Below are 21218 nucleotides of genomic sequence, written 5' to 3'. Positions count from 1 at the left end.
CTTCATGTGGTTGGTAGAGTAGACGGGTTTCGTTCCGTCCCCAGCTTGCAGGATTATCCTTTCGCTATGTTTAAAAAATTTCGTGGCATGTTTTCCAACGACTTGTCTATTGACTTGGGTACCGCCAATACCCTTATTTACGTCAAAGGTCAGGGTATTGTATTGAATGAACCTTCTGTCGTCGCAATCCGTCAGGATCGTGCAGGTTCATCGAAAAGTGTTGCTGCCGTTGGGCAAGAAGCAAAGCAAATGCTGGGTCGAACACCGGGTAATATTGCTGCAATTCGTCCGATGAAAGATGGGGTGATTGCCGATTTTTATGTTACAGAGAAGATGCTGCAACACTTTATTAAGCAAGTTCATAGCAACAGTTTCATGCGTCCAAGCCCGCGAGTTTTGGTTTGTGTACCGGTTGGTGCAACGCAAGTTGAGCGTCGGGCAATCCGTGAATCTGCACTCAGTGCTGGCGCTCGTGAAGTGTTTTTGATTGAAGAACCTATGGCTGCGGCGATTGGTGCTGGCTTACCTGTTTCTGAAGCCACGGGCTCAATGGTTGTGGATATTGGTGGTGGCACTACGGAAGTGGCGGTTATCTCTTTGAACGGGGTTGTTTATTCATCTTCTGTACGTATCGGTGGTGATCGCTTTGATGAGGCTATTATCAATTACGTTCGTCGTAATTATGGTTCACTGATTGGTGAAGCAACGGCTGAGCGTATTAAGCACACGATCGGTTCTGCTTATCCTGGTGATGAGATGCTGGAGATTGAAGTTCGTGGTCGTAACTTGGCTGAAGGTGTGCCACGTGGCTTTACGCTTAACTCCAATGAAATTCTTGAAGCTCTGCAAGAGCCTTTAACGGGTATTGTCAGTGCTGTCATGGTCGCTCTTGAGCAGTGTCCACCAGAATTGGCTTCCGATATTTCAGAACGAGGTATGATCTTAACCGGAGGTGGTGCATTATTGCGCAATCTTGACCGTTTACTGATAGAGGAAACTGGTATTCCGGTCATTGTTGCGGAAGATCCATTGACGTGTGTTGCTCGTGGTGGCGGGAAAGCACTTGAAATGATCGACATGCATGGCGGTGAACTCTTCAGCGAGGAGTGAGTGTTAACTTGCAAGTGAGGGGGGGAATGACGGGCAGCTCAGACCTCCTTGCGATTGCTGTCTGGGAATTCCATTGTTTATGAAACAGTACAGTTTGGAATAGCGCAGCTTATGAAGCCAATTTTTAGCAGAGGGCCTTCCCTGCAATTACGACTTTTCTTTGCTGTTATTGTTGCCATTGCTTTGGTTGTGGCAGACAGCCGCCTTGATGCTCTCAGTAAAGTCCGTAATTATATGGATACGGTAGTCAGTCCATTTTATTTTCTCGCCAATGGCCCGCGTCAAGTGCTTGATGGTGTGTCAGAAACCCTTGCTTCCCGTGAACAACTTCGATTGGAAAATCGTGCTTTACGCCAAGAATTATTGATGAAAAATAGCGATATGCTGTTGTTAGGCCAACTTAAGCAAGAAAATTCCCGCTTGCGTGAGCTATTGGGATCACCTTTACGTCAGGATGAACACATGATGGTGACGCAGGTGATCTCCGGTAGGGCTAATCCTTATAGTGATCAGGTCGTCATCGATAAGGGATCAAGAGAAGGTGTTTATGAAGGGCAACCTGTTATCAGTGATAAAGGCATTGTTGGTCAGGTTGTTGCTGTCAGTCAGTTTACTAGCCGGGTATTACTGATTTGTGATACGACTCATGCTTTACCAATCCAGGTCTTACGTAATGATATCAGGGCTATTATTGCTGGTGCAGGTTGTACTGATGATTTGCAGTTTGAGTTATTACCAAGCAACACAGATATTCGGGTTGGGGATGTGTTGGTGACTTCTGGGTTAGGGGGGCGTTTCCCGGAAGGTTATCCGGTTGCTGTGGTTTCGTCAGTTAAAGTCGATAATCAACGGGCTTATACTGTGATTCATGCTCGGCCAACGGCAGAATTACAGCGTTTGCGTTATTTGTTGTTGTTGTGGGGGGCGGATAATAATCCATCTGAACCATTGCCGCCATCAGAGGTTTATCGTGTAGCCAACGAACGTTTAATGCAAATGATGCCTCAGGTATTGCCACATGCAAATGAAATGGGGCCACCAGCACCATCGTCTGTTTCTGATGAAGCAACCAAGACAACAGAAAGAGTAAAAGATGCTGAATCGACAATAACGTCGGCTAAATTTATAAATTCGGGAAATCGTTAATGAATCAATACCGGAGTCATGGGCGTTGGATCATTTGGTTATCTTTCTTGATTGCAATGGTGCTGCAAATTATGCCGTGGCCGGAGCAAATTTATATGTATCGGCCAACTTGGTCGGCACTATTGTTGATTTATTGGGTGATGGCGTTACCGCATAGAGTCAGTGTTGGTACCGGTTTTATATTGGGGATCATCGTAGATTTGATTCAGGGAGCGACACTGGGTGTTAACGCTTTGGCTTACAGCCTTGTGAGTTATTTGGTGTCATTTAAGTTTCAATTATTTCGCAATATGGCACTTTGGCAGCAGGCTTTGGTTGTCGTTGCTTTATCGGTACTGATGGATTTCAGCGTTTTTTGGGCAGAATTTTTGTTATCAAATGTTGCTTTTCATCCAGAAGTGTTCTGGAACAGTTTGGTCAATGGTATTCTTTGGCCGTGGTTGTTCCTGTTAATGCGAAAAATCCGTCGTCAGTTTAATGTACATTAGTGGTCGGATTGCTGTTTTTAATGTCCTGACAGAGCTTATTCCAGCAGGCGTTACTGATGCAGGCCATTCTTTCCAAATAACTTGAGGATATGAGTAGTGTATATAACCTCAAAATGGCAAATGAAATAGCCTAATGAGATAGGTAGTAGTAAGGACGATATCATCATGAAAACCCTTTATCTGGCTTCCGGCTCACCAAGGCGGCGTGAGCTGGTTGAATTATTGGACTTTAAATTTGAAATTCTTTCTCCTCAGGTAAAGGAGCAACGGCAAGAGGGTGAAACTCCGCGTCAGTATGTCAGCCGATTAGCAAAAGATAAATCTCTAGCGGGAGTGGCTATTGCACCGGAGGATTTTCTGGTGTTGGGAGCGGATACTGTTGTTGTATTGAATGGTAAGGTTCTAGAAAAACCACGTAGCGAGCAACATGCCGTTGCAATGCTCAGTGCACTTTCCGGTCAGAGTCATCAGGTGATTACAGCTATTGCTATATCAGATAGTCAGCGTACTTTAAGTGATATAGTTATTACAGATGTAACCTTTCGCCAATTATCCACACAGGAAATTTTGGATTATGTAGCAACCGGTGAGCCGATGGACAAAGCGGGGGCTTATGGTATTCAGGGAAAAGCGGGTTGCTTTGTTAAAACGCTGAATGGTAGTTATCACTCAGTTGTTGGTTTGCCATTGGTGGAAACACACGAATTAATCACAAAGTTTTTTGCGTTAGTTGATGGGAAGGGGAACTCATGACAGCAGAGTTATTAGTCAATATCACACCATCCGAAACGCGCGTTGCCTACATTGATGGTGGGATTTTGCAAGAAATCCATATAGAAAGGGAAGCCAAAAGGGGAATTGTCGGCAATATTTATAAAGGTCGTGTAAGTCGGGTATTACCAGGAATGCAGGCTGCTTTTGTTGATATTGGGCTGGAAAAAGCCGCCTTTCTTCATGCCTCAGATATTGTGCCTCATACGGAATGTATTGCCGGTGAGGAGCAAAAGAACTTTCATGTTAAAGATATTGCTGAGTTGGTTCGCCAGGGACAAGATTTAATGGTTCAAGTAGTGAAAGATCCCCTTGGCACCAAAGGTGCTCGGCTAACGACTGATATTACCTTACCTTCCCGCTATCTTGTATTTATGCCCGGCGCATCTCATGTCGGGGTTTCACAACGTATTGAAAGTGAAGAAGAGCGTAATCGCCTGAAAAATATTGTTGCTGACTATTGTGATGAACATGGTGGTTTCATTATTCGGACGGCTGCCGAGGGCGTTGGCGACGAAGAATTAGCTCAGGATGCGGCTTTCTTGAAACGATTGTGGAGTAAGGTGATGGAGCGTAAAAAGCGCAATGTCACTAAAAATAAACTTTATGGCGAATTGGCTTTGGCTCATCGTATTTTGCGTGATTTCGCTGGAGCAGCCCTTGATCGTATTCGTGTGGATTCTCGTTTGACCTTTACTCAGTTACAGGAATTTATTCGCGAATATATTCCTAAAATGACAGCCAGATTGGAACTTTATAACGGTAATCAGCCTATTTTCGATCTGTTTGATGTAGAAAATGAAATTCAGCGAGCACTCGATCGCAAAGTTGAATTAAAATCAGGTGGTTATTTGATTATTGACCAAACTGAAGCGATGACCACAATTGATATTAATACTGGTGCATTTGTCGGCCATCGCAATTTGGAAGAAACTATTTTTAATACCAATATTGAAGCGACGCAAGCTATTGCCAGACAATTAAGGCTGCGTAATCTAGGGGGTATTATTATTATCGATTTTATCGATATGAATAGCGAGGAACACCGCCGACGGGTATTGGCTTCTCTTGAGCAGGTGCTGAGTAAAGATCGTGTTAAAACCACGATTAATGGTTTTTCACAACTCGGACTGGTGGAAATGACTCGTAAGCGGACTCGTGAAAGTATCGAGCATATACTTTGCGGCGATTGCCCTACTTGTAAAGGAAGGGGAACCGTGAAATCTGTTGAAACTGTCTGTTATGAGATTATGCGTGAAATCGTGCGTGTGCACCGGGCCGTTGACGCAGATCGTTTCCTTATTTATGCCTCACCCGCAGTGTCCGAAGCGCTGAAAGGGGAGGAATCTCATGCACTGGCGGAAGTGGAGATTTTTGTCGGTAAGCAGGTAAAAGTTCAGACAGAACAGCTCTACAGTCAGGAACAATTTGACGTAGTTATGATGTAACCATCTGATTTGCTGACATAACAGCATTGGTAACCAAGGAGATGCGTGTGAGGCGACTGCCGGGAGTATTATTAGCGACAGCCGCAATAGTCATTATCATTGTGGCTTTGCTTGTTAGTGGATTACGTTTTATCCTGCCACATATTAATGATTACCGCCCACAATTATTCGCTAAAATTGAGTCAATTATTGGTGTACCTATTGATGCTGGATATATTGCGGGAGAATGGGAATCTTTCGGGCCTGTTTTTGAATTACGTGATATCAGTGTAAAAACCGCAAATGCAGATGTGAAAGCCAAAAAGATCACGGTTGCATTGGATATCTGGTTATCTTTACTAAGAATGCGTTGGAATTTCCGCGATCTTACTTTTTATCAGTTACAAGTAGATTACTATCAACCGCTGTTTAATGATCAAAACGGTAATATGTTTTCCCAATCGGATCTATTTTCTGATCTGTTTCTGGAGCAGTTTGATCATTTTAATCTGCAAGATAGCCGTTTTACTTTCCTTACTCCTTCTGGTGAACGGGCTGATCTTCTATTACCACAATTAACCTGGCTGAATAAAGATAATCGTCACCGAGCTCAAGGGAAAATTAGCCTCTCTTCGATCAATAATCAGCATGGGGATATACAAGTTAAATTTGATTTGCATGACACTAATGGCGTATTGGATAACGGTACTATTTATTTACAGGCAGATAATGTTGATGTTCATCCGTGGTTAAGCCATTGGTTGCAGGATAATACTGGGCTGAAGGATGCTGAGTTTAGTTTGTCTAGTTGGATTATGCTGAAAGATGGTCGGATTGATGGTGGTCAACTGCAACTCCGTCAGGGAAAAGCTAATTGGAAAGTTGCTAACAAATCCCACAACCTTTCTGTCAGTGATCTGGTGTTACGGATGCGTCGCCAAGATGGTGGTTGGTTGTTTGATGCACCTGAATTGGCAAATTTAATCACTGATGGTCAGCAATGGCCGTCAGGAAAAGTATCTGTGCTCTATTTGCCGGAAGCCAAGAGAGTTGATGGTCATGATCATTGGCGTGTCCGGGCAAAAAACATTCAACTTGAACGGCTAAGTAGCATTTTACCGACTTTTTCTTTTTTGACCCCTGATATTGTGAAGGATTGGCAGCATCGTCAGCCACAAGGATTGGTAAAGTATCTTGCCCTCGATATTACACCTAAAATGGCAGATGATTCCCGAATCAGTATGCAATGGCAGAATGTCAGTTGGCAGCGTTGGCAGGAATTGCCTTCTATTGATAATTTTTCTGGTGCTTTTAATGGCAGCTTGCGGCAAGGCAAACTGAGTTTTACATTGAAGAATAGTGTCGTTGATTATCGAGATATGTTTCTGGCACCGTTTGAGATATCCCAAAGTCATGGCGAAATACTCTGGCGGCAAGGTAGGCGAGGTTTACAACTTTGGAGTCAAGGATTGGATTTGCAGGCGAAATCATTGTGGGTCAATGGTGATTTTCGTTATCAACAGCCTAAAGAACAGCCTCCGGCGCTAAGTATTCTGGCGGGAGTACGGGTTTATGACGCAGGTGATGCCTGGAGATATTTTCCAGAACCTTTGATGGGGACACCACTGACTGACTATCTAACAGCTTCAATTATTAAAGGGCAGATAGAAAACGCGACTTTTGTTTTTCAAGGCAATCCAAAAGATTTCCCATTTGCAAAGAATAATGGCCAGTTTCAAGTTTTTGCTCCATTGCGTCATGCGACTTTTCAGTACCAACCAAACTGGCCGGCACTGCTGGATTTCAATATTGATCTTAATTTCCAGAATAACGGTCTATGGATGTTTGCTCCGCAAACGGCACTTGGTGAAGTGAAAGCGAGTAATCTTTCAGCAGTAATTCCTAATTATCGTAGCAAGAAATTATTAATCGACGCTGATCTTTTGGGAGATGGCAAAGATATTCATGAATATTTTACCCGTAGCCCGTTAGCAAATTCTGTTGGTGAAACGCTGGATATATTGCAGGTTGGTGGTCAGATTGCGGGTAATTTGCATTTGGATATTCCACTCAATGGTGGCAATGTGGATGCCCGTGGCGAGGTGACTTTAAAAAATAATCACTTGTTGATTAAGCCTCTAGATAGCGAAATGAAAAATGTGAGTGGCCGGTTTCGCTTTGATAATGGTAATTTACAAAGCGGAAAATTATCGGCCCAATGGCTTGGGCAGCCTGTTACAGTTGATTTTTCTACTAAAAGTTTACCCAAAAACTACCGAGTCGATGTTGGTCTGAATGCGCGTTGGGCTGTGGCAAAATTATCTAAATTTTCACCAGCGATTGCTAAAGCGTTTTCTGGCTCTGTTGATTGGGAAGGGAAGGTCGGTGTCAGTTTGCCGTTTCAGGGCAAGCCTCAATATGATATGAAAATCGACGTTGATTTATCACAAGTGGATAGTTATTTATCTGTCCTGAAAGCGGATGAACCGCGTGCTCTTCATATTCTGGCTGATGGTGATATGGAGCAGTTGCAAGTAAAAGGCACTTTGGATAAACAGTATGCATTTAATACTCAATGGCGTCTGGCAGGGAAAAGCACTCAACTGTCACGTGGAATTTTACAAGGCAGCGATAAAATTCCTGAATTGCCTGAAAAATCCCTATTGGAATTGAATCTTCCGGCAGTTGAGGGGGAAGAGTGGTTAGGGTTGATTGCGCCTCTGACTTCTGGTTCTTCATTGGCAGGTATGTCAATGTTGCCACAGCATCTGCATATATCACTTCCATCATTGGATGCGGGGGGACAACGTTGGAATCAGTTATCGTTGGATGTGGAAAAACAGCTTTGGGGAACGCAGATCACGGCTAATAGTCGGGAAATCAACGGTAAACTTAATATCCGTAATAGTGGCTCTTGGCAAATGAATTTGAGCCATCTGTACTATAGTCCTCTGCAACATAGCTCTCAGCAAGCTGAATCGGATTTACCTAAGCAATCTCAGACAGGCACAACTCTGCGTTATTCGTTGAACCAATGGCCTTCATTAGACATCATCTGTTCTGAATGTTGGATTATGGGATTGAAACTTGGGAAGGTGTCTGGCTCCCTGATTCCAGAAGGTAATTCGCTGGTATTAAGAGATGGAATAGTAGAAAACAGTGTCAGTAAATTAACTTTGGCAGGTCGTTGGCAAGAAGGGGCTGTAGGGAATAATACTCGTATTATGGGGCAATTTTCTGGTGAAAAGTTTGATGAGATGGCATCTTACCTTGGTATAGTTGTACCGATTGTTAATTCACCGTTTACCTTCGGTTTTGATTTTAATTGGTGGGATACACCGTGGAAACCCAATTTTCAGACGCTGAATGGCAATCTTAAGAGTGACTTAGGCAAAGGTGCTATTGAAAAATTGGGTGGGGGAAGTGCTAGCCAATTACTAAAATTAGTCAGTTTTGATGCTTTGTTACGTAAATTACAGCTCGATTTCAGCGATACCTTTAGCCAGGATTTTGAATTTGATTCAATTCGTGGTGATGTTTCAGTAAAAAATGGGATACTCAAGACTGAAAATTTACGAGTCGATGGGTTGATTGCGGATGTAATAACGAAAGGTGAGATCGATCTTGTTCGCCAACAGATCAATATAGAAGCCATCGTCACGCCGGAGATTTCTGCTACTGTGGGAGTAGCGACGGCTTTTGTCATCAATCCGATGGCAGGTGCTGCATTATTCGCAGCGACCAAGGTTTTGGGGCCGTTATGGAATAAGATATCCGTTATTCGTTACCGGATTACTGGTAATCTTGAACAACCGAAAATTGATGAAGTTCTGCGTCAGCTTAAGGAGAATAGAGGAACATGAGAAACGTTAATGTTGCACTCTTGCAGTTATGTAGCGGTGAGAATATCAAACATAATTTGGCGCAAATTGAACAACAAATTAAGCAGTTGCCGGATACTATCAAGTTTGTCATGACCCCGGAAAATGCATTGTTGTTTGCTAATGCTGATAGCTATCGTAGGCATGCAGAACAGCAGGGGCATGGGCCTTTGCAGCAAGCTGTCAGTGAGATTGCTCGCCGTTATGGTGTTTGGTTATTAATCGGTTCTATGCCGCTTATCAGTCGTGAAAATCCTGAACGACTTACCAGTAGTAGTCTGTTGTTTGATGATCAGGGTAAGATTTGCGCCCGTTACGACAAAATCCATATGTTTGATGTCAATATTAATGATGAACATGGATCATATAATGAATCATCTGTTTTCCAGCGTGGGGAACATATTACCGTTGTAGATACACCTGTTGGTCGTCTCGGAATGACCATATGTTATGATCTGCGCTTCCCAGGGTTATTTCAGGCGCTACGTGAGCAAGGCGCTGAGTTGATATCTGTTCCTGCGGCATTTACCCGCTTAACAGGAAAAGCACACTGGGAGCCACTGTTACGAGCTCGCGCTATTGAGAACCAGTGTATTCTGTTAGCGCCGGCTCAGGTTGGTGTACATGGAACCCGTCAGACGTGGGGTCACTCAATGGCAGTGGATGGCTGGGGGAAAGTGATTAAGAAAAATCCCGATGCAGTCAGTGCACTACAACTGAATGTCAGGGCAGATAGCTTGAAGATTATGCGTGAGCAGATGAAAGTGGTGAAACATAACCGCTTCCGGCCGCAGTTGACTTCCTTGATTGAAAAAATACCGCAAATTAAAGAGTAGCAATTATGAGTTTAACTTCTGTCAGTGAACACTTACTGGCTGCAAATAAATTAAGCCATCAAGATCTGTTTTCAGTACTCGGTCAACTGGCTGAACGTCGACTGGATTATGCCGATCTCTATTTTCAGTCCAGTTACCATGAATCTTGGGTGTTGGAAGATCGGATTATTAAGGATGGTTCCTATAATATTGATCAGGGGGTTGGCGTTAGGGCAATCAGTGGTGAAAAAACGGGTTTTGCTTATGCAGACCAGATCACGTTGAATGCGCTGCAACAAAGTGCACAGGCTGCCCGTAGCATCGTCCATGAAAATGGGAATGGTAAAGTTCATACCTTTGGCGAAGTGACCTATTCTCAGCTTTATGCAGCAATTGATCCGCTGCAAAGTTTTTCCCGTGAAGAAAAGATCGCATTATTGCAGCGTGTGGATCAGGTGGCTCGTGCTGAAGATCCGAGAGTACAGGAAGTCAATGCTAGCCTGACAGGGATCTATGAACGGGTGTTGGTTGCGGCAACCGATGGGACCTTGGCTGCTGATATTCGTCCTCTCGTTCGCTTATCTGTCACGGTACTGGTGGAAGATAACGGCAAACGTGAACACGGCACCAGCGGTGGTGGTGGCCGTTACGGTTATGAATATTTTCTGGAAGTGGCTAGTGGTCAGATCCGTGCAGAACAATTTGCCCGTGAAGCTGTTCGTATGGCACTGGTGAATCTTTCCGCTGTTGCTGCACCTGCTGGTACTATGCCGGTTGTTCTAGGGGCTGGTTGGCCGGGAGTATTGCTGCATGAAGCTGTTGGTCATGGGCTGGAAGGTGATTTTAACCGCCGTGGTACTTCGGTGTTTTCTGGTCAGATTGGTGAGAAGGTCGCGTCAGAACTCTGTACTGTGGTTGATGATGCCACGATAAAAGGTCGCCGTGGGTCATTGGCAATTGATGATGAAGGCGTTCCTGGACAATACAATGTATTGATTGAAAATGGCATTCTGAAAGGTTACATGCAGGACAAAATGAATGCACGTCTGATGGGGGTCGCGCCGACTGGCAATGGTCGCCGTGAATCTTATGCCCATTTGCCAATGCCTCGTATGACTAATACCTATTTGCTGGCGGGTCATTCCACGCCAGAAGAGATCATAAGTAGTGTAGAAAATGGTTTATATGCGCCAAATTTTGGTGGTGGTCAAGTGGATATCACTTCCGGTAAATTCGTGTTCTCGACATCGGAGGCTTATCTGATTGAGAACGGTAAAATTACCAAACCAGTGAAAGGTGCAACTCTTATCGGTTCCGGTATTGAGGCGATGCAGCAGATCTCTATGGTAGGAAACGATCTTGATCTAGATAAAGGTGTCGGGGTTTGTGGCAAAGAGGGCCAGAGCGTACCTGTTGGTGTTGGTCAGCCTACTTTGAAACTGGACAACTTGACCGTTGGAGGAACAGCCTGATTTTTGGCTGTTTATCTGAGATAGATCATTATAAGGATAGTCATGAAGAAGACTTGGCTAGCAGGTGTGTTACTGACTGTTTTGGCTGTGACTTGTGGTACTTTTGCTAAAGGTGTTGATAAGACACTGTTGCAGGAGCCAGAAACAGGTAGGAGTACCTCAGCAATACAACGGATTGAAGGGCTAACTGAACAGAATAATGTGGTGGCTTACTTACGACAGAATAATAAATTGCCCGATATTTATATTACTAAGAAGCAGGCCCGCGATCTTGGCTGGAATGCAAAACAGGGAAATTTATGTCAAGTTCTGCCGGGTAGAGCAATTGGTGGTGACAAATTTACTAATCGTGAAAAAAAGCTACCAATGAAACCGAAACGTCAGTGGTTTGAAGCAGATGTTAACTACCGTTGTGGGCACCGAGGGAGTGACAGATTGCTTTATTCATCTGATGGTCTGATTTATCTGACGTTGGATCATTACAGAAGTTTTACCTTAATGGAGTAATTCTATGCATAAAGTGGAGTTTGATTTTGACCGTATCCCTGATCTGAAAATGTTCTATCAGCAGTTTTCTGAACAATTTGAGTTAGGAGACGAGTTTGGTAGTAATTTGGATGCTCTGTGGGATGTTGTGACAGGCGGAATTGAGTTACCTGTAGAGGTCAATTTCATCCATTTTACGCAGCAGAAAGAACGTGATTTCTCCTCGTTAGTGCTTTTGTTTGAAGAAGCAGAAGAAGAACTGGAAGGGGAACTTAGTTTTAATATTTTCCCCTAACAGAAATTAGAACCTTCCGGGTTTTAGGTCGTTAAGCGGATTCAGCCATATCTTTAAGATACTGGAAAATCTGACGATAAGATTTAGGTGGCTTATTTGCCGCCTTTTCTTTTTTGGCGTTGCGGATCAAAGTACGCAATTGCTGGCGATCGGTTTGTGGGAATAACGCCACAACCTCATCAATAACATCGTCATTGCCATCAATCAATTTATCACGTAATTCTTCCAGTTTATGGAGCAGAGTGATTTGCTGATTATGGCGATTTTTCAGTTTATCAAGCGCAATGGTAATTGGCTCGACATCCCGGGTACGCAGCAGTTTGCCAATAAATTGTAATTGGCGACGGCGCCCCTCTCTTTTTATCTTCTGTGCAAGTTCAATGGCGGCCAGCAGATCTTCATCTAACGGAACGCGTTCAAGCGCACTTTTGCTGAGCTCAACCAATTCTGTACCCAGCTTTTTCAATGCTTCGGCATCACGTTTAATTTCGCTTTTACTGACCCAGATTATCTCTTCTTCTTCCTCTTCAGCAGGATAATCATTGAGCCAATCTTCAGGCTGCTTCGCCATAGTGGTTTTCCTTTTAAAAAGGCCGGAGCTGGCAGGTTGATTTTTGGTGCATGACCTGTAGCCCGGTGGGTGTTAACATCCTAATATTGTGTATTGTAACTGGGAAAAACGCCGGATTACCACTCGGCATTGGCTGTGTGGATAAAAAGGTCCTGTTTTCCCGACAGATTTTCCCTTTATTCATCAAATTACGGGTAAGTAATGAAAATCACGGATCAAATTGCGGAACAACGCAAACAACTGGAAAATGCAGTTTCACAGGCACTAGAGCTGGCAAAAGCGGGTTGTGATGCTGCGGAGGTTGCGGTTAATAAAACAACGGGTATTAGTGTCAGCACCCGCTTTGGTGAAATAGAAAATGTAGAATTCAACAGTGATGGTGCGTTGGGGATTACCGTATACCATCAGCAACGTAAAGGTAGTGCATCATCAACAGATTTAAGCCCGGATGCTATTGCTCGCACTGTTCAGGCTGCGGTTGATATCGCTCGTTATACCTCTCAGGACCCATGTGCTGGCCCGGCAGATAAAGCGCTACTGGCATTTGAAGCGCCAGATCTTAATTTGTTCCATCCAACAGAGTTGGATGCTGATAAAGCAATTGAACTGGCTGCTCGTGCGGAACAAACTGCATTACAGGCCGATAAGCGTATTACCAATACTGAAGGTGGTAGTTTTAACAGCCATTATGGTATCAGAGTGTTTGGTAACAGCCATGGTATGTTGCAAAGTTATTGCTCCAGCCGTCATTCAATGTCGAGTTGTGTGATTGCTGAACTTGATGGCGATATGGAGCGTGACTATGCGTATACCATTAATCGCCGTTTTGAAGATTTAAAATCGCCAGAATGGGTTGGGCAGGAGTGTGCTCGTCGTGCATTATCTCGTTTGTCGCCACGTAAATTACCGACTATGAAAGCACCGGTGTTGTTTGCTGCGGAGGTTGCAACGGGCCTTTTTGGTCATTTGGTTGGTGCTATCAGTGGTAGCAGTATTTACCGGAAATCCTCTTTCCTGCTTGATCATTTGGGCAAACAAATCCTGCCATCATGGCTGACAATTGAAGAGCGGCCACACTTGCTGGCGGGGCTGGCATCTTCCCCATTTGATAGTGAAGGTGTTTCTACCTGCAACCGGGATATTATCAAGGATGGTATATTACAGACTTGGCTTCTGACGAGTTATTCTGCCCGTAAGCTAGGAATGGCAAGCACCGGCCATGCAGGAGGGATTCATAACTGGTGCATTGCAGGGCAAGGTCAAGATTTTGCAGGTTTACTGCGTCAGATGGGAACTGGGTTAGTAGTCACTGAACTGATGGGGCAGGGAGTCAGTGCAGTAACCGGCGACTATTCCCGTGGTGCCGCTGGTTTTTGGGTAGAAAATGGTGAGATTCAGTATCCTGTCAGCGAGATTACTATTGCAGGCAATCTAAAGGATATGTGGGCCAATATGGTCACTATTGGGAATGATATTGAAACGCGGAGTAATATCCAGTGTGGTTCAGTCTTACTGCCGGAAATGAGTATCGCTGGTCAATAAGAGATACTCGTTTCCGATGACTTTAGTCAGCCCGGATCAAATGGGCTGGCTGAATTAACGGTGGAGCTCGCCGGCAGCTTCTGGTTGGTAAAGTAATTCTAATCCTGTGAATACCATAAGAAAATCAATTAAATACATATTTATCAATGAATTATCAATAACTGTACGGAAGCACGAAATACGGTTAGTCAAGGAAGTGATCTGTATTTAGATGAATTCTATTACGGTTGGCATCAAATGAGTGAGAAGGAAAAAATACAGCGAGTTCATGAATCGGCAAAATTACAGAGTTTGGCGATGAGTGATGTGCTGGCACGTTCGTTACTGGAGGGGGGGAGTATGACCATAGATGGACAGCGTTATTGTTTATCTATGTTCGGTCATCTACATAAAGTTAAAAAAACGCATACTGAAACAACAAAAATGATAATGAGTAGGTTAAGTGAAAAATTGGGTATCAAGATTGATACTAATGAAATTATTCGTGACCCAAAAGGCCATTATCTGAACATGTTGAAGAAAATGGAATCAGAAATGATAGAAGTCACATAACACACTATTTCATAACATAATTACTTCACTTGTTAATTATATTTATATATACTGTATAAATATACAGTATTGTGGGATTAAGAGGATGGCACCGGAACAGCAAACGCCTATTTGTTGCTGGATTCTGGGGTTATCAGCCAGCCCTTTATTGAGGCGGTGAACGATTACATCACCCATCAGGGGCATCATGGGCATGGGGATGATATGCAGTGTCTGCCGATGCCCGAAACGCACCATGAATTATTGGTCACGCTGTTTGTGGCAAATTTGGCGAACTACAGCCAGGAACAGGTAACAACATTAAAAACGGATGTTGAAAACCTGATCCGCTGCGCCTTTCGGGAAAATAGGGAATATCACGTGAAAAAAACCTGGCCGTATGCCCGATTTTCCTTTTCCAACCTGGGGCGAGAAATACACCGTGAATTTGCCGAGATTGAATCACTGACTTTTTCATTGGGTGACATTTTGAGTGATTTAAGTGTGCCCAGGCTGCAATCACTGATAATTGAGGTGAAGCATGTCTGAGTTCAGGGAACGACTCAAGCGGCTGGCCTTGCCGTCATGGATGGATAAGGGAGAACCCGCCAAACTGCTTTGGGCCGTGCGTGAGTTCTAGTTAATGATTTACCGCTGGCTGACATGGCCGTTAGCCCAATTGGACGCGGAAACTTGTTCGGCGGAATTACTGCCGATGTTGGCCTATCAGCGGGATATCCAGCGCTTTAACGGTGAACCGCTGACATTATTTCGTAAACGGGTGAAATACGCGTTTATTAATGCCAGAGAGGCGGGCAGTGTCGCGGGATTTATCGCTATCTTTGAACGTTTAGGTGTCGGCCATGTTGAAGTATTGGAACGACAACCGGCGATAGATTGGGATGTGATTATTTTGCGCGTCAGTGACGGACAAGTCGCTGAAAACCCTGATTTGCTGATGAGCATCATTCGTCAGTATGGCCGCACTTGCCGCCGCTACCGTTTTGAAGTGATGGCGAATAATAAACTGTTTATGCGTGTGGGCAGTTTGGGCGCGGAATATTGCTGTTATTACGCGGCCATGTCCTCGCCGCCTTTGCTATTAAAAGTGGGTTACATGTCGGGTGAGTCCGTTTTTGATAGCGCCAGTTTAAAGGCGATTACCGTACCTAATATGACCTACGGTGCATCATTATAAGGAAATAATATGGCGTCAGTGATTACAGTAGACTTTGAAAAATGGAAAGCACAGCAGGCCGCGGCGGGAAAGCCCGTGGTGTTGGATGAGTTTGTTTTTGCTTATGTGCCGGATTTAGATCCCACTCTTGCCATCAATCGCGATGAGACATTACCCGCAGAAAGTCATATTGTGCATCGTCAGGCTGTGAACAAAACAGGGTTAGCGAGTGAAAACGCGGTAGCCTACAGTGTCACATTGGGAACGGAAGTCGGTCATTTTGATTTTAACTGGATTGGCCTGATAAATAAGGCTTCTGGCATTATTGGCATGATTACCCATGCCCCAGCTCAGAAAAAAATTAAGACCGCGAACGGATTACAGGGAAATGTGCTGACGCGCTCTTTTTTACTGGAGTTTGAAGGGGCAGCCAAAGAGGCCGCTATTATGACCACGGCGGAAACCTGGCAGATTGATTTTACCGCCCGTTTATCTGGCATCGATGAAATGCAGCGTCTGATGAATACCGACAGTTACGGTGAGGCGGCTTTTTTCGGTGATGGGTTTTCCGTGGTTCGTCGTGATGACCGGTACACGATCAAAAAGGGGCTGGCTTATATCGGCGGGTTGCGGGGTGAGCTGGCGTTTGACCAAACACTTAACCGCCTGCGCGATACCCGCGTTTATGCGGATTTTAGCTATCAAGGCAATTTGGTGAATCAGTGGAAAACCGTCGTTCATATCGTCGCCGTCAATGATCTTAAAAACTACATCGATGCGGCAGGGTATCCGCATTATGTCTTTGCGGTTGCGGGGGTTGATGGTCACGGTGATGTGATGGATTTGCGTATTAAAGGGTCATTGAATGACCGTAATATTTCCGCTATTCATCAAGAGATTGATAGCGTGAAACGGGAATATGTGACTCAGCAGGCATTGGAAAGCGGCCTGCATGGGAAACAGCCGAAAGGGGATTATGCTGTTAATGCGGCATTAACCGTTGTCAGGGAAAACGCCGATAGTCGCCTGGCTAAAAACCAGAACGGCGCAGATATTCCCAATAAAAATGAATTTGTCAAAAACATCGGCTTAGTGGAAACCGTCGAACAGGCAATGAATGCTGTACCGAATGACAGGAGAATTAACGGGAAATCGCTATCGTCTGATATCAGTTTGATGGCGAGTGATGTTGGTGCCTATCACCAGACTACCTATATGACTGAGCTACCCGGCAGACATTATTCTGGGCCATTTTCTTGTGGTCGGGAAAATGGATGGGCCAAAGGGGTGAGTATCGGTGTAGGGGGTGACACGGGGCAAATTTGGATTGATGCCGATGCACAGTTGCACACCAGATTTCTCAATGCTAACGGTGCCGTAGAGCAAAAGATTACGGTTGGTGTCCCGATTGGCGCCACTATCGAATGGCATTCGACTGCGCCGATACCCGCCGGATATGAACCCAATGAGGGACGCGCATTCCGTGCGGCAGATTACCCTGAACTCGCCAAAATTTTTCCCGATCTGAAATTACCCGATGACAGGGGGCTGTTTAAGCGTGGTTTAGATAGAGGGCGGGGGCTGGACTCGGGTCGTTCGCTAGGGAGTGTTCAGGGGGACGCGATCAGAAATATCACGGGATCATTAGGTAAGCCCACTATTGAGAGCGGGAGCAACGCGTCTGGTGCATTCAGCTACCAGTATAAGGCAGGCGGTCGGGCAGCCGGTGCCGGTGGTGGGGTGATTGCATGGACATTTGACGCATCCAGAGTGGTGCCGACCGCAAATGAAAACCGGCCTGTTAACAAATCAGTGATTTATATTACGAGGGTAAAATAATGTCTAAATATAGTGCAAATATTCAAATGGCCCGGTTTGATGAGGATGGGTTAGCTATTGTTAGCGGATGGGTTGCGGTTTATCGTTGTCATCCTGAAACACGGGAATATATTGGGGCCGATATGGATAGCGTGCCCCGCGGTTTTTCTGTTGCGGCTAATGCGTATCTGGATGCGCCTGAATTACCTGACACGCATGATGTTGCGATTTGTCGTAGCATAAAAAATCCTGGCGACATGTGCCTGACTATCGGGGTAAAACGGCGTATGTAACCGATACAGGCCAGCCGATCAATATTACCGCCATCGGCGCGTTGCCAGATAATCTTACCCTGCAATCACCCCAAACCCCCTTTGATAAGTGGGAGAGTAAGCAATGGGTCACAGATAAATCAGCCCTAAAATCTCATCAAACTGAACAGGCTGAACAGCAAAATATCGCGCGACAGCAGCAGGCAGATGCAGCAATTAAACCCTTACAGGATGCCATTGATCTGGATATCGCCACGGATGCCGAAAAATCAGCACTCGTGGAATGGAAAAAATATCGTGTGCGGGTGAACAGAGTGGACCTTTCTACTGCCCCCGATATCAACTGGCCTGAGCAACCCGCGTGATGAATTGGCAACGGAAATTGATGCGCATCTCCCCGAATATGACGGGGATGCATTGCTCGATGCTACCCGTCCATCCGTTCGTATACGGTATCGGTCAGAAAGCAGACAGCGGTCACTACCTGAGTCCGGCAAACGCCATCAATTATCTGGCAAATAAAATCCGGGGAACGGGAAACATGAGCGCCGTGGTACTCATGATCTGCGCGAAGACGCATAATGAATTTATCCAGCATTTAACCCCATTTTCGGCGGTGTTGCCGTTGTCGGTATTTTCTCAGGTCACTCGTATGGCAAAGACAGCGGAACGTCTGGCGATCACCAAAATGCAATTGCCTGGGAAACCGGACAGCGGTTTGCCTCCATTTCAACCGTTTTCAACATCAACCAGCCGCATGGCCGTGAATGCGCGATTGATTGCACAGGCTGAAACACAGGTTAGCGCCGGCAGCAGCATTGCGGGATTGAAATCACAATTAACAAACTTCACGACGGTAAGACAGAACGCCTTACAACAAGTGACTGCCGCTCTGAATGGCGTCAGGAACAAATCGGCCTGTGTCTGGGCATTCTCAGGGAAAGGGAATGGCGCATTACTGGCCGAAAAACTGCGTCAGGATATCCCTGAACAGGACGCCGTTTACACGCTGGCGACATTATTTGCCGGGGACGATATTCGCGCATTAGAAAGGATGCTACACAATGAGCCAAATTATCACACTGGCCCTTGATGGCGAGGCCATCCCATTAAAAAGTCTGACCGTAACCCCATCGGTGGTATTTCAGGACACAGACCAAAGCGGCCAGTCATCCAGTACCGCCGTAGCGGAGCAAGGTATTAAGCCCAAGGAGTTACGTGTTACGGGGATCATTCCGTTTACTGAGCAAAAAACGCTGTCACGCCTGTTTGCACTGGCGGAGGCCAAAGATAAGGGAAGTCTGAAACGTTATCGTGTCGCTAACCTGACCGCAGGTGCTATCAACTTTCGCATCGGGACATTCACCCATACCATTGATGCCAGTAAGATCGACGGTAAACAGGCATGGCAGGTCACATTTACTTTACGTGAACATTTATCTGTTGCTGAGAAACGTGATGCCCGTGCTGCCGATAATATTCAGGCCAGAAAGCAAACAGGTCAGGGGGCCGCCGCCGCAAAAGAAGCGCCGGAAAAATTAAGCTGGTTTGAAAGCAAAGTATTGAAACCGATTAATGACACAATAGGACCGGCTAAATAATGACACCGATTAACCGGCTCTATCTTTCCGGTGATGAAATTCACCTGGTTGACGCCAATATTATGCTGGAGCTGGCATCCTGTGGTCGTGGCTTTATCACGGCGGAGACGACAACGGACTACACCGGAAAACTGGTGCGGCTGGACGTGGGTTACACGGATTTGGTATTACGCTGGTTTACGGGTTATGTGGCACGCTCACAGCCAGCCCAAAACGGTTATCAGCGTCTTTTTGTGCGTGAACTGGTTGGTGTGTTTGACCGATTATGGTCGTGTTCATTTCAGCATCCAACACTGAGCCAGATTGCGGACTGGTTGCAGGAGCACAGCGGACTGACCTTCATATTGCCGGATGCCCCTTATACGGAGACACCCATCCCGCATTTTACTCATCATGGGACCGGCTATCAGTTGCTGGCTAATCTTGGGCAGGTTTTTTCGATTGAGGATTATCTCTGGCATCAGTTGCCGGAGGGTTCGGTTTATGTGGGCAGCGGGGCGCATTCGATGTTTGCGGGGAAACCGGTAGAGATCCCCAATGCATTTAGCCAGTGCCAGTCCGCAGGCAATGCGATGACCATTCCCATGATCCCATCGTTGCGTCCAGGTGTAGTGATCAATCAGTACCGGCTGAACAAGGTCAATCTGAACAATGAAAACATGGTCATTACATGGGAAGCCGTCAACAAACTGACCGGTCAGTCGCAGACCAAAACGCCAATGCAGCGTCAGATTGATGCCGCCTACCCCGAATTATCGGCAGGGCTGCATTTACCCAAATTTGCCCGCATTGAGGCACACCCTGAAAATACGGTCAGCGGCGATATCTCCGACTCATTCCGGCCACGCTATGCGGTTGATGTGCAATTATTGGCTGATGATGGTCAGGATGCCGCGGTTCCTGTTTATCATGCTGTCCCGCTGCCTTTGCCGATGGCGGGCAGTGAATCCGGTATGTTTCAATATCCGCCAGTCGGAACGGTGGTTGAAATCGCCTTTGAGGCAGGCAGACCGGATAAGCCCTTTATCCGGCAGACATTAAGCCAGGGCAATACCTTGCCCGATATCAAGCCAGGCGAACAATTGCAGCAACAGCGGGCGGAAGTTTCTCAGAGGGTAACTCAGGAAGGAAACTGGATTCGTCAGACTGACCAGACCATTAATGAATCGTCTATGCACCGTGAAGTCAGGGCAGACACGGAAACACGTAACGTAGTCGCACGGGAAACCACGATACAGGCCACGGATAAAACCACGGTTTTGGGCACGTCTACGCTATTGGCGGGCGCTGTCCGGCAAATTGCAGACGGTGACTATAGTATGGCGACCTCATCAAATTTCGTTGCCAGCGTAGGGAAAGAGGCCAGTATCGAAATCGGACAAAAGCTGATAGAGAAGATGGGTCTGCTTAAGCAGAGTATCGCCGGTGCCAGGCAAGAAATCATCGCGCCCGTGGTTTGGGTGGGCAGCCAGCAAATCAATGTCATGACCTTGATGTTAGAGACGTTGGATGTGGTTAAAGCACTGGCGGAACAGACTGCCGCCCATACGCACCACAACACAGGTGCACCGGAGAACGCCAGCGCGATAAGGAACACGGGCTATAAATCGGATGGGCTGAAACAGAAGTATTCGCCTGTGATTGGGTGAATATCATTCCATTTGTATGAGCTTTTTTACGCTATGACATAGGTTGATAACACCTTTTTTAAGGTGTAGACTGATTATGTTAGCAGGAGAATGTCGCGCTAGAACCGAGGCTACCAATCTCGTATAGCACAAAGACAAACTGCCCTATCCAAGGGTTAAAATAAAA

General features: G+C 45.7%; 19 protein-coding genes and 2 pseudogenes. 20 read left to right on the top strand and 1 reads right to left on the bottom strand.

Features of this window, described 5'->3' with window-relative positions; all coding sequences use genetic code 11:
* Positions 1-66 precede the first annotated feature (66 nt).
* The 10 genes from mreB to PluTT01m_RS20870 all read left to right on the top strand — a co-directional run bounded on the left by mreB (position 67) and on the right by PluTT01m_RS20870 (position 11891).
* A complete protein-coding gene (mreB, locus tag PluTT01m_RS20915) occupies positions 67-1110 on the top strand; it encodes a rod shape-determining protein MreB (RefSeq protein ID WP_011148194.1) in 1044 nt (347 codons plus the stop codon).
* A 111-nt stretch (positions 1111-1221) separates the two neighbouring features.
* The gene (gene mreC / locus PluTT01m_RS20910; protein ID WP_011148193.1) at positions 1222-2256 is read left to right on the top strand and encodes a rod shape-determining protein MreC; all 1035 of its coding nucleotides are present in this window, start codon (positions 1222-1224) and stop codon (positions 2254-2256) included.
* Positions 2256-2744 (top strand): rod shape-determining protein MreD, encoded by a 489-nt coding sequence (mreD, locus tag PluTT01m_RS20905; protein WP_011148192.1) that lies wholly within the window; start codon positions 2256-2258, stop codon positions 2742-2744. The genes mreC and mreD overlap by 1 nt, the downstream gene beginning before the upstream one ends.
* A gap of 165 nt (positions 2745-2909) precedes the next feature.
* A complete protein-coding gene (locus PluTT01m_RS20900) occupies positions 2910-3497 on the top strand; it encodes a Maf family protein (RefSeq protein ID WP_011148191.1) in 588 nt (195 codons plus the stop codon).
* Entirely contained in the window at positions 3494-4963 is a 1470-nt protein-coding gene (gene rng, locus PluTT01m_RS20895; protein ID WP_011148190.1) for a ribonuclease G, read from the top strand. The genes PluTT01m_RS20900 and rng overlap by 4 nt, the downstream gene beginning before the upstream one ends.
* A 47-nt stretch (positions 4964-5010) precedes the next feature.
* Positions 5011-8805, top strand: a complete 3795-nt coding sequence (gene yhdP / locus PluTT01m_RS20890; RefSeq protein ID WP_011148189.1) for an AsmA2 domain-containing protein YhdP — start codon at positions 5011-5013, stop codon at positions 8803-8805.
* Positions 8802-9659, top strand: a complete 858-nt coding sequence (gene nit1 / locus PluTT01m_RS20885) for a deaminated glutathione amidase (protein ID WP_011148188.1) — start codon at positions 8802-8804, stop codon at positions 9657-9659. The genes yhdP and nit1 overlap by 4 nt, the downstream gene beginning before the upstream one ends.
* Before the next feature lie 5 nt (positions 9660-9664).
* The gene (tldD, locus tag PluTT01m_RS20880) at positions 9665-11110 is read left to right on the top strand and encodes a metalloprotease TldD (protein ID WP_011148187.1); all 1446 of its coding nucleotides are present in this window, start codon (positions 9665-9667) and stop codon (positions 11108-11110) included.
* A gap of 42 nt (positions 11111-11152) precedes the next feature.
* Entirely contained in the window at positions 11153-11617 is a 465-nt protein-coding gene (locus PluTT01m_RS20875) for a ribonuclease domain-containing protein (RefSeq protein ID WP_011148186.1), read from the top strand.
* A gap of 4 nt (positions 11618-11621) precedes the next feature.
* Positions 11622-11891 carry a barstar family protein gene (locus PluTT01m_RS20870; RefSeq protein ID WP_011148185.1) on the top strand — a complete coding sequence of 90 codons (270 nt, stop codon included), beginning with the start codon at positions 11622-11624 and terminating at the stop codon, positions 11889-11891.
* Between the two features lie 31 nt (positions 11892-11922).
* On the opposite strand, the gene yjgA is transcribed toward PluTT01m_RS20870, so the two are convergent.
* A complete protein-coding gene (gene yjgA, locus PluTT01m_RS20865) occupies positions 11923-12462 on the bottom strand; it encodes a ribosome biogenesis factor YjgA (protein WP_011148184.1) in 540 nt (179 codons plus the stop codon).
* Between the two features lie 201 nt (positions 12463-12663).
* On the opposite strand from yjgA, the gene pmbA reads away from it, so the two are divergent.
* The 10 genes and pseudogenes from pmbA to PluTT01m_RS20820 all read left to right on the top strand — a co-directional run bounded on the left by pmbA (position 12664) and on the right by PluTT01m_RS20820 (position 21052).
* Positions 12664-14004 carry a metalloprotease PmbA gene (gene pmbA / locus PluTT01m_RS20860; protein WP_011148183.1) on the top strand — a complete coding sequence of 447 codons (1341 nt, stop codon included), beginning with the start codon at positions 12664-12666 and terminating at the stop codon, positions 14002-14004.
* A gap of 237 nt (positions 14005-14241) precedes the next feature.
* The gene (locus PluTT01m_RS20855) at positions 14242-14556 is read left to right on the top strand and encodes a hypothetical protein (RefSeq protein WP_041380349.1); all 315 of its coding nucleotides are present in this window, start codon (positions 14242-14244) and stop codon (positions 14554-14556) included.
* 87 nt (positions 14557-14643) lie between these two features.
* Positions 14644-15084: pseudogene (locus PluTT01m_RS20850) on the top strand (baseplate J/gp47 family protein); the annotation flags it as partial.
* Positions 15077-15733 (top strand): annotated as a pseudogene (locus tag PluTT01m_RS20845) (phage tail protein). The pseudogenes PluTT01m_RS20850 and PluTT01m_RS20845, both read left to right, overlap by 8 nt.
* Before the next feature lie 9 nt (positions 15734-15742).
* Entirely contained in the window at positions 15743-17551 is a 1809-nt protein-coding gene (locus tag PluTT01m_RS20840; protein WP_011148179.1) for a phage tail-collar fiber domain-containing protein, read from the top strand.
* Positions 17551-17823: a hypothetical protein gene (locus PluTT01m_RS28110; RefSeq protein WP_331469360.1), complete on the top strand. Its 273-nt coding sequence runs from the start codon at positions 17551-17553 to the stop codon at positions 17821-17823. Before PluTT01m_RS20840 ends, PluTT01m_RS28110 begins: the two co-directional genes overlap by 1 nt.
* Positions 17790-18167 carry a tail fiber assembly protein gene (locus tag PluTT01m_RS28105; RefSeq protein ID WP_236650483.1) on the top strand — a complete coding sequence of 126 codons (378 nt, stop codon included), beginning with the start codon at positions 17790-17792 and terminating at the stop codon, positions 18165-18167. Before PluTT01m_RS28110 ends, PluTT01m_RS28105 begins: the two co-directional genes overlap by 34 nt.
* Positions 18167-18895 carry a hypothetical protein gene (locus PluTT01m_RS20830; protein WP_041380347.1) on the top strand — a complete coding sequence of 243 codons (729 nt, stop codon included), beginning with the start codon at positions 18167-18169 and terminating at the stop codon, positions 18893-18895. Before PluTT01m_RS28105 ends, PluTT01m_RS20830 begins: the two co-directional genes overlap by 1 nt.
* Positions 18867-19403 carry a baseplate complex protein gene (locus PluTT01m_RS20825; protein WP_041380260.1) on the top strand — a complete coding sequence of 179 codons (537 nt, stop codon included), beginning with the start codon at positions 18867-18869 and terminating at the stop codon, positions 19401-19403. Before PluTT01m_RS20830 ends, PluTT01m_RS20825 begins: the two co-directional genes overlap by 29 nt.
* Positions 19403-21052, top strand: a complete 1650-nt coding sequence (locus PluTT01m_RS20820; RefSeq protein ID WP_011148177.1) for a type VI secretion system Vgr family protein — start codon at positions 19403-19405, stop codon at positions 21050-21052. The genes PluTT01m_RS20825 and PluTT01m_RS20820 overlap by 1 nt, the downstream gene beginning before the upstream one ends.
* Positions 21053-21218 lie beyond the last annotated feature (166 nt).

Origin of the sequence: Photorhabdus laumondii subsp. laumondii, from assembly GCF_003343245.1 — a bacterium.
GTDB classification, from domain to species: domain Bacteria; phylum Pseudomonadota; class Gammaproteobacteria; order Enterobacterales; family Enterobacteriaceae; genus Photorhabdus; species Photorhabdus laumondii.
This window is presented reverse-complemented; position numbering and strand designations above follow the sequence as displayed.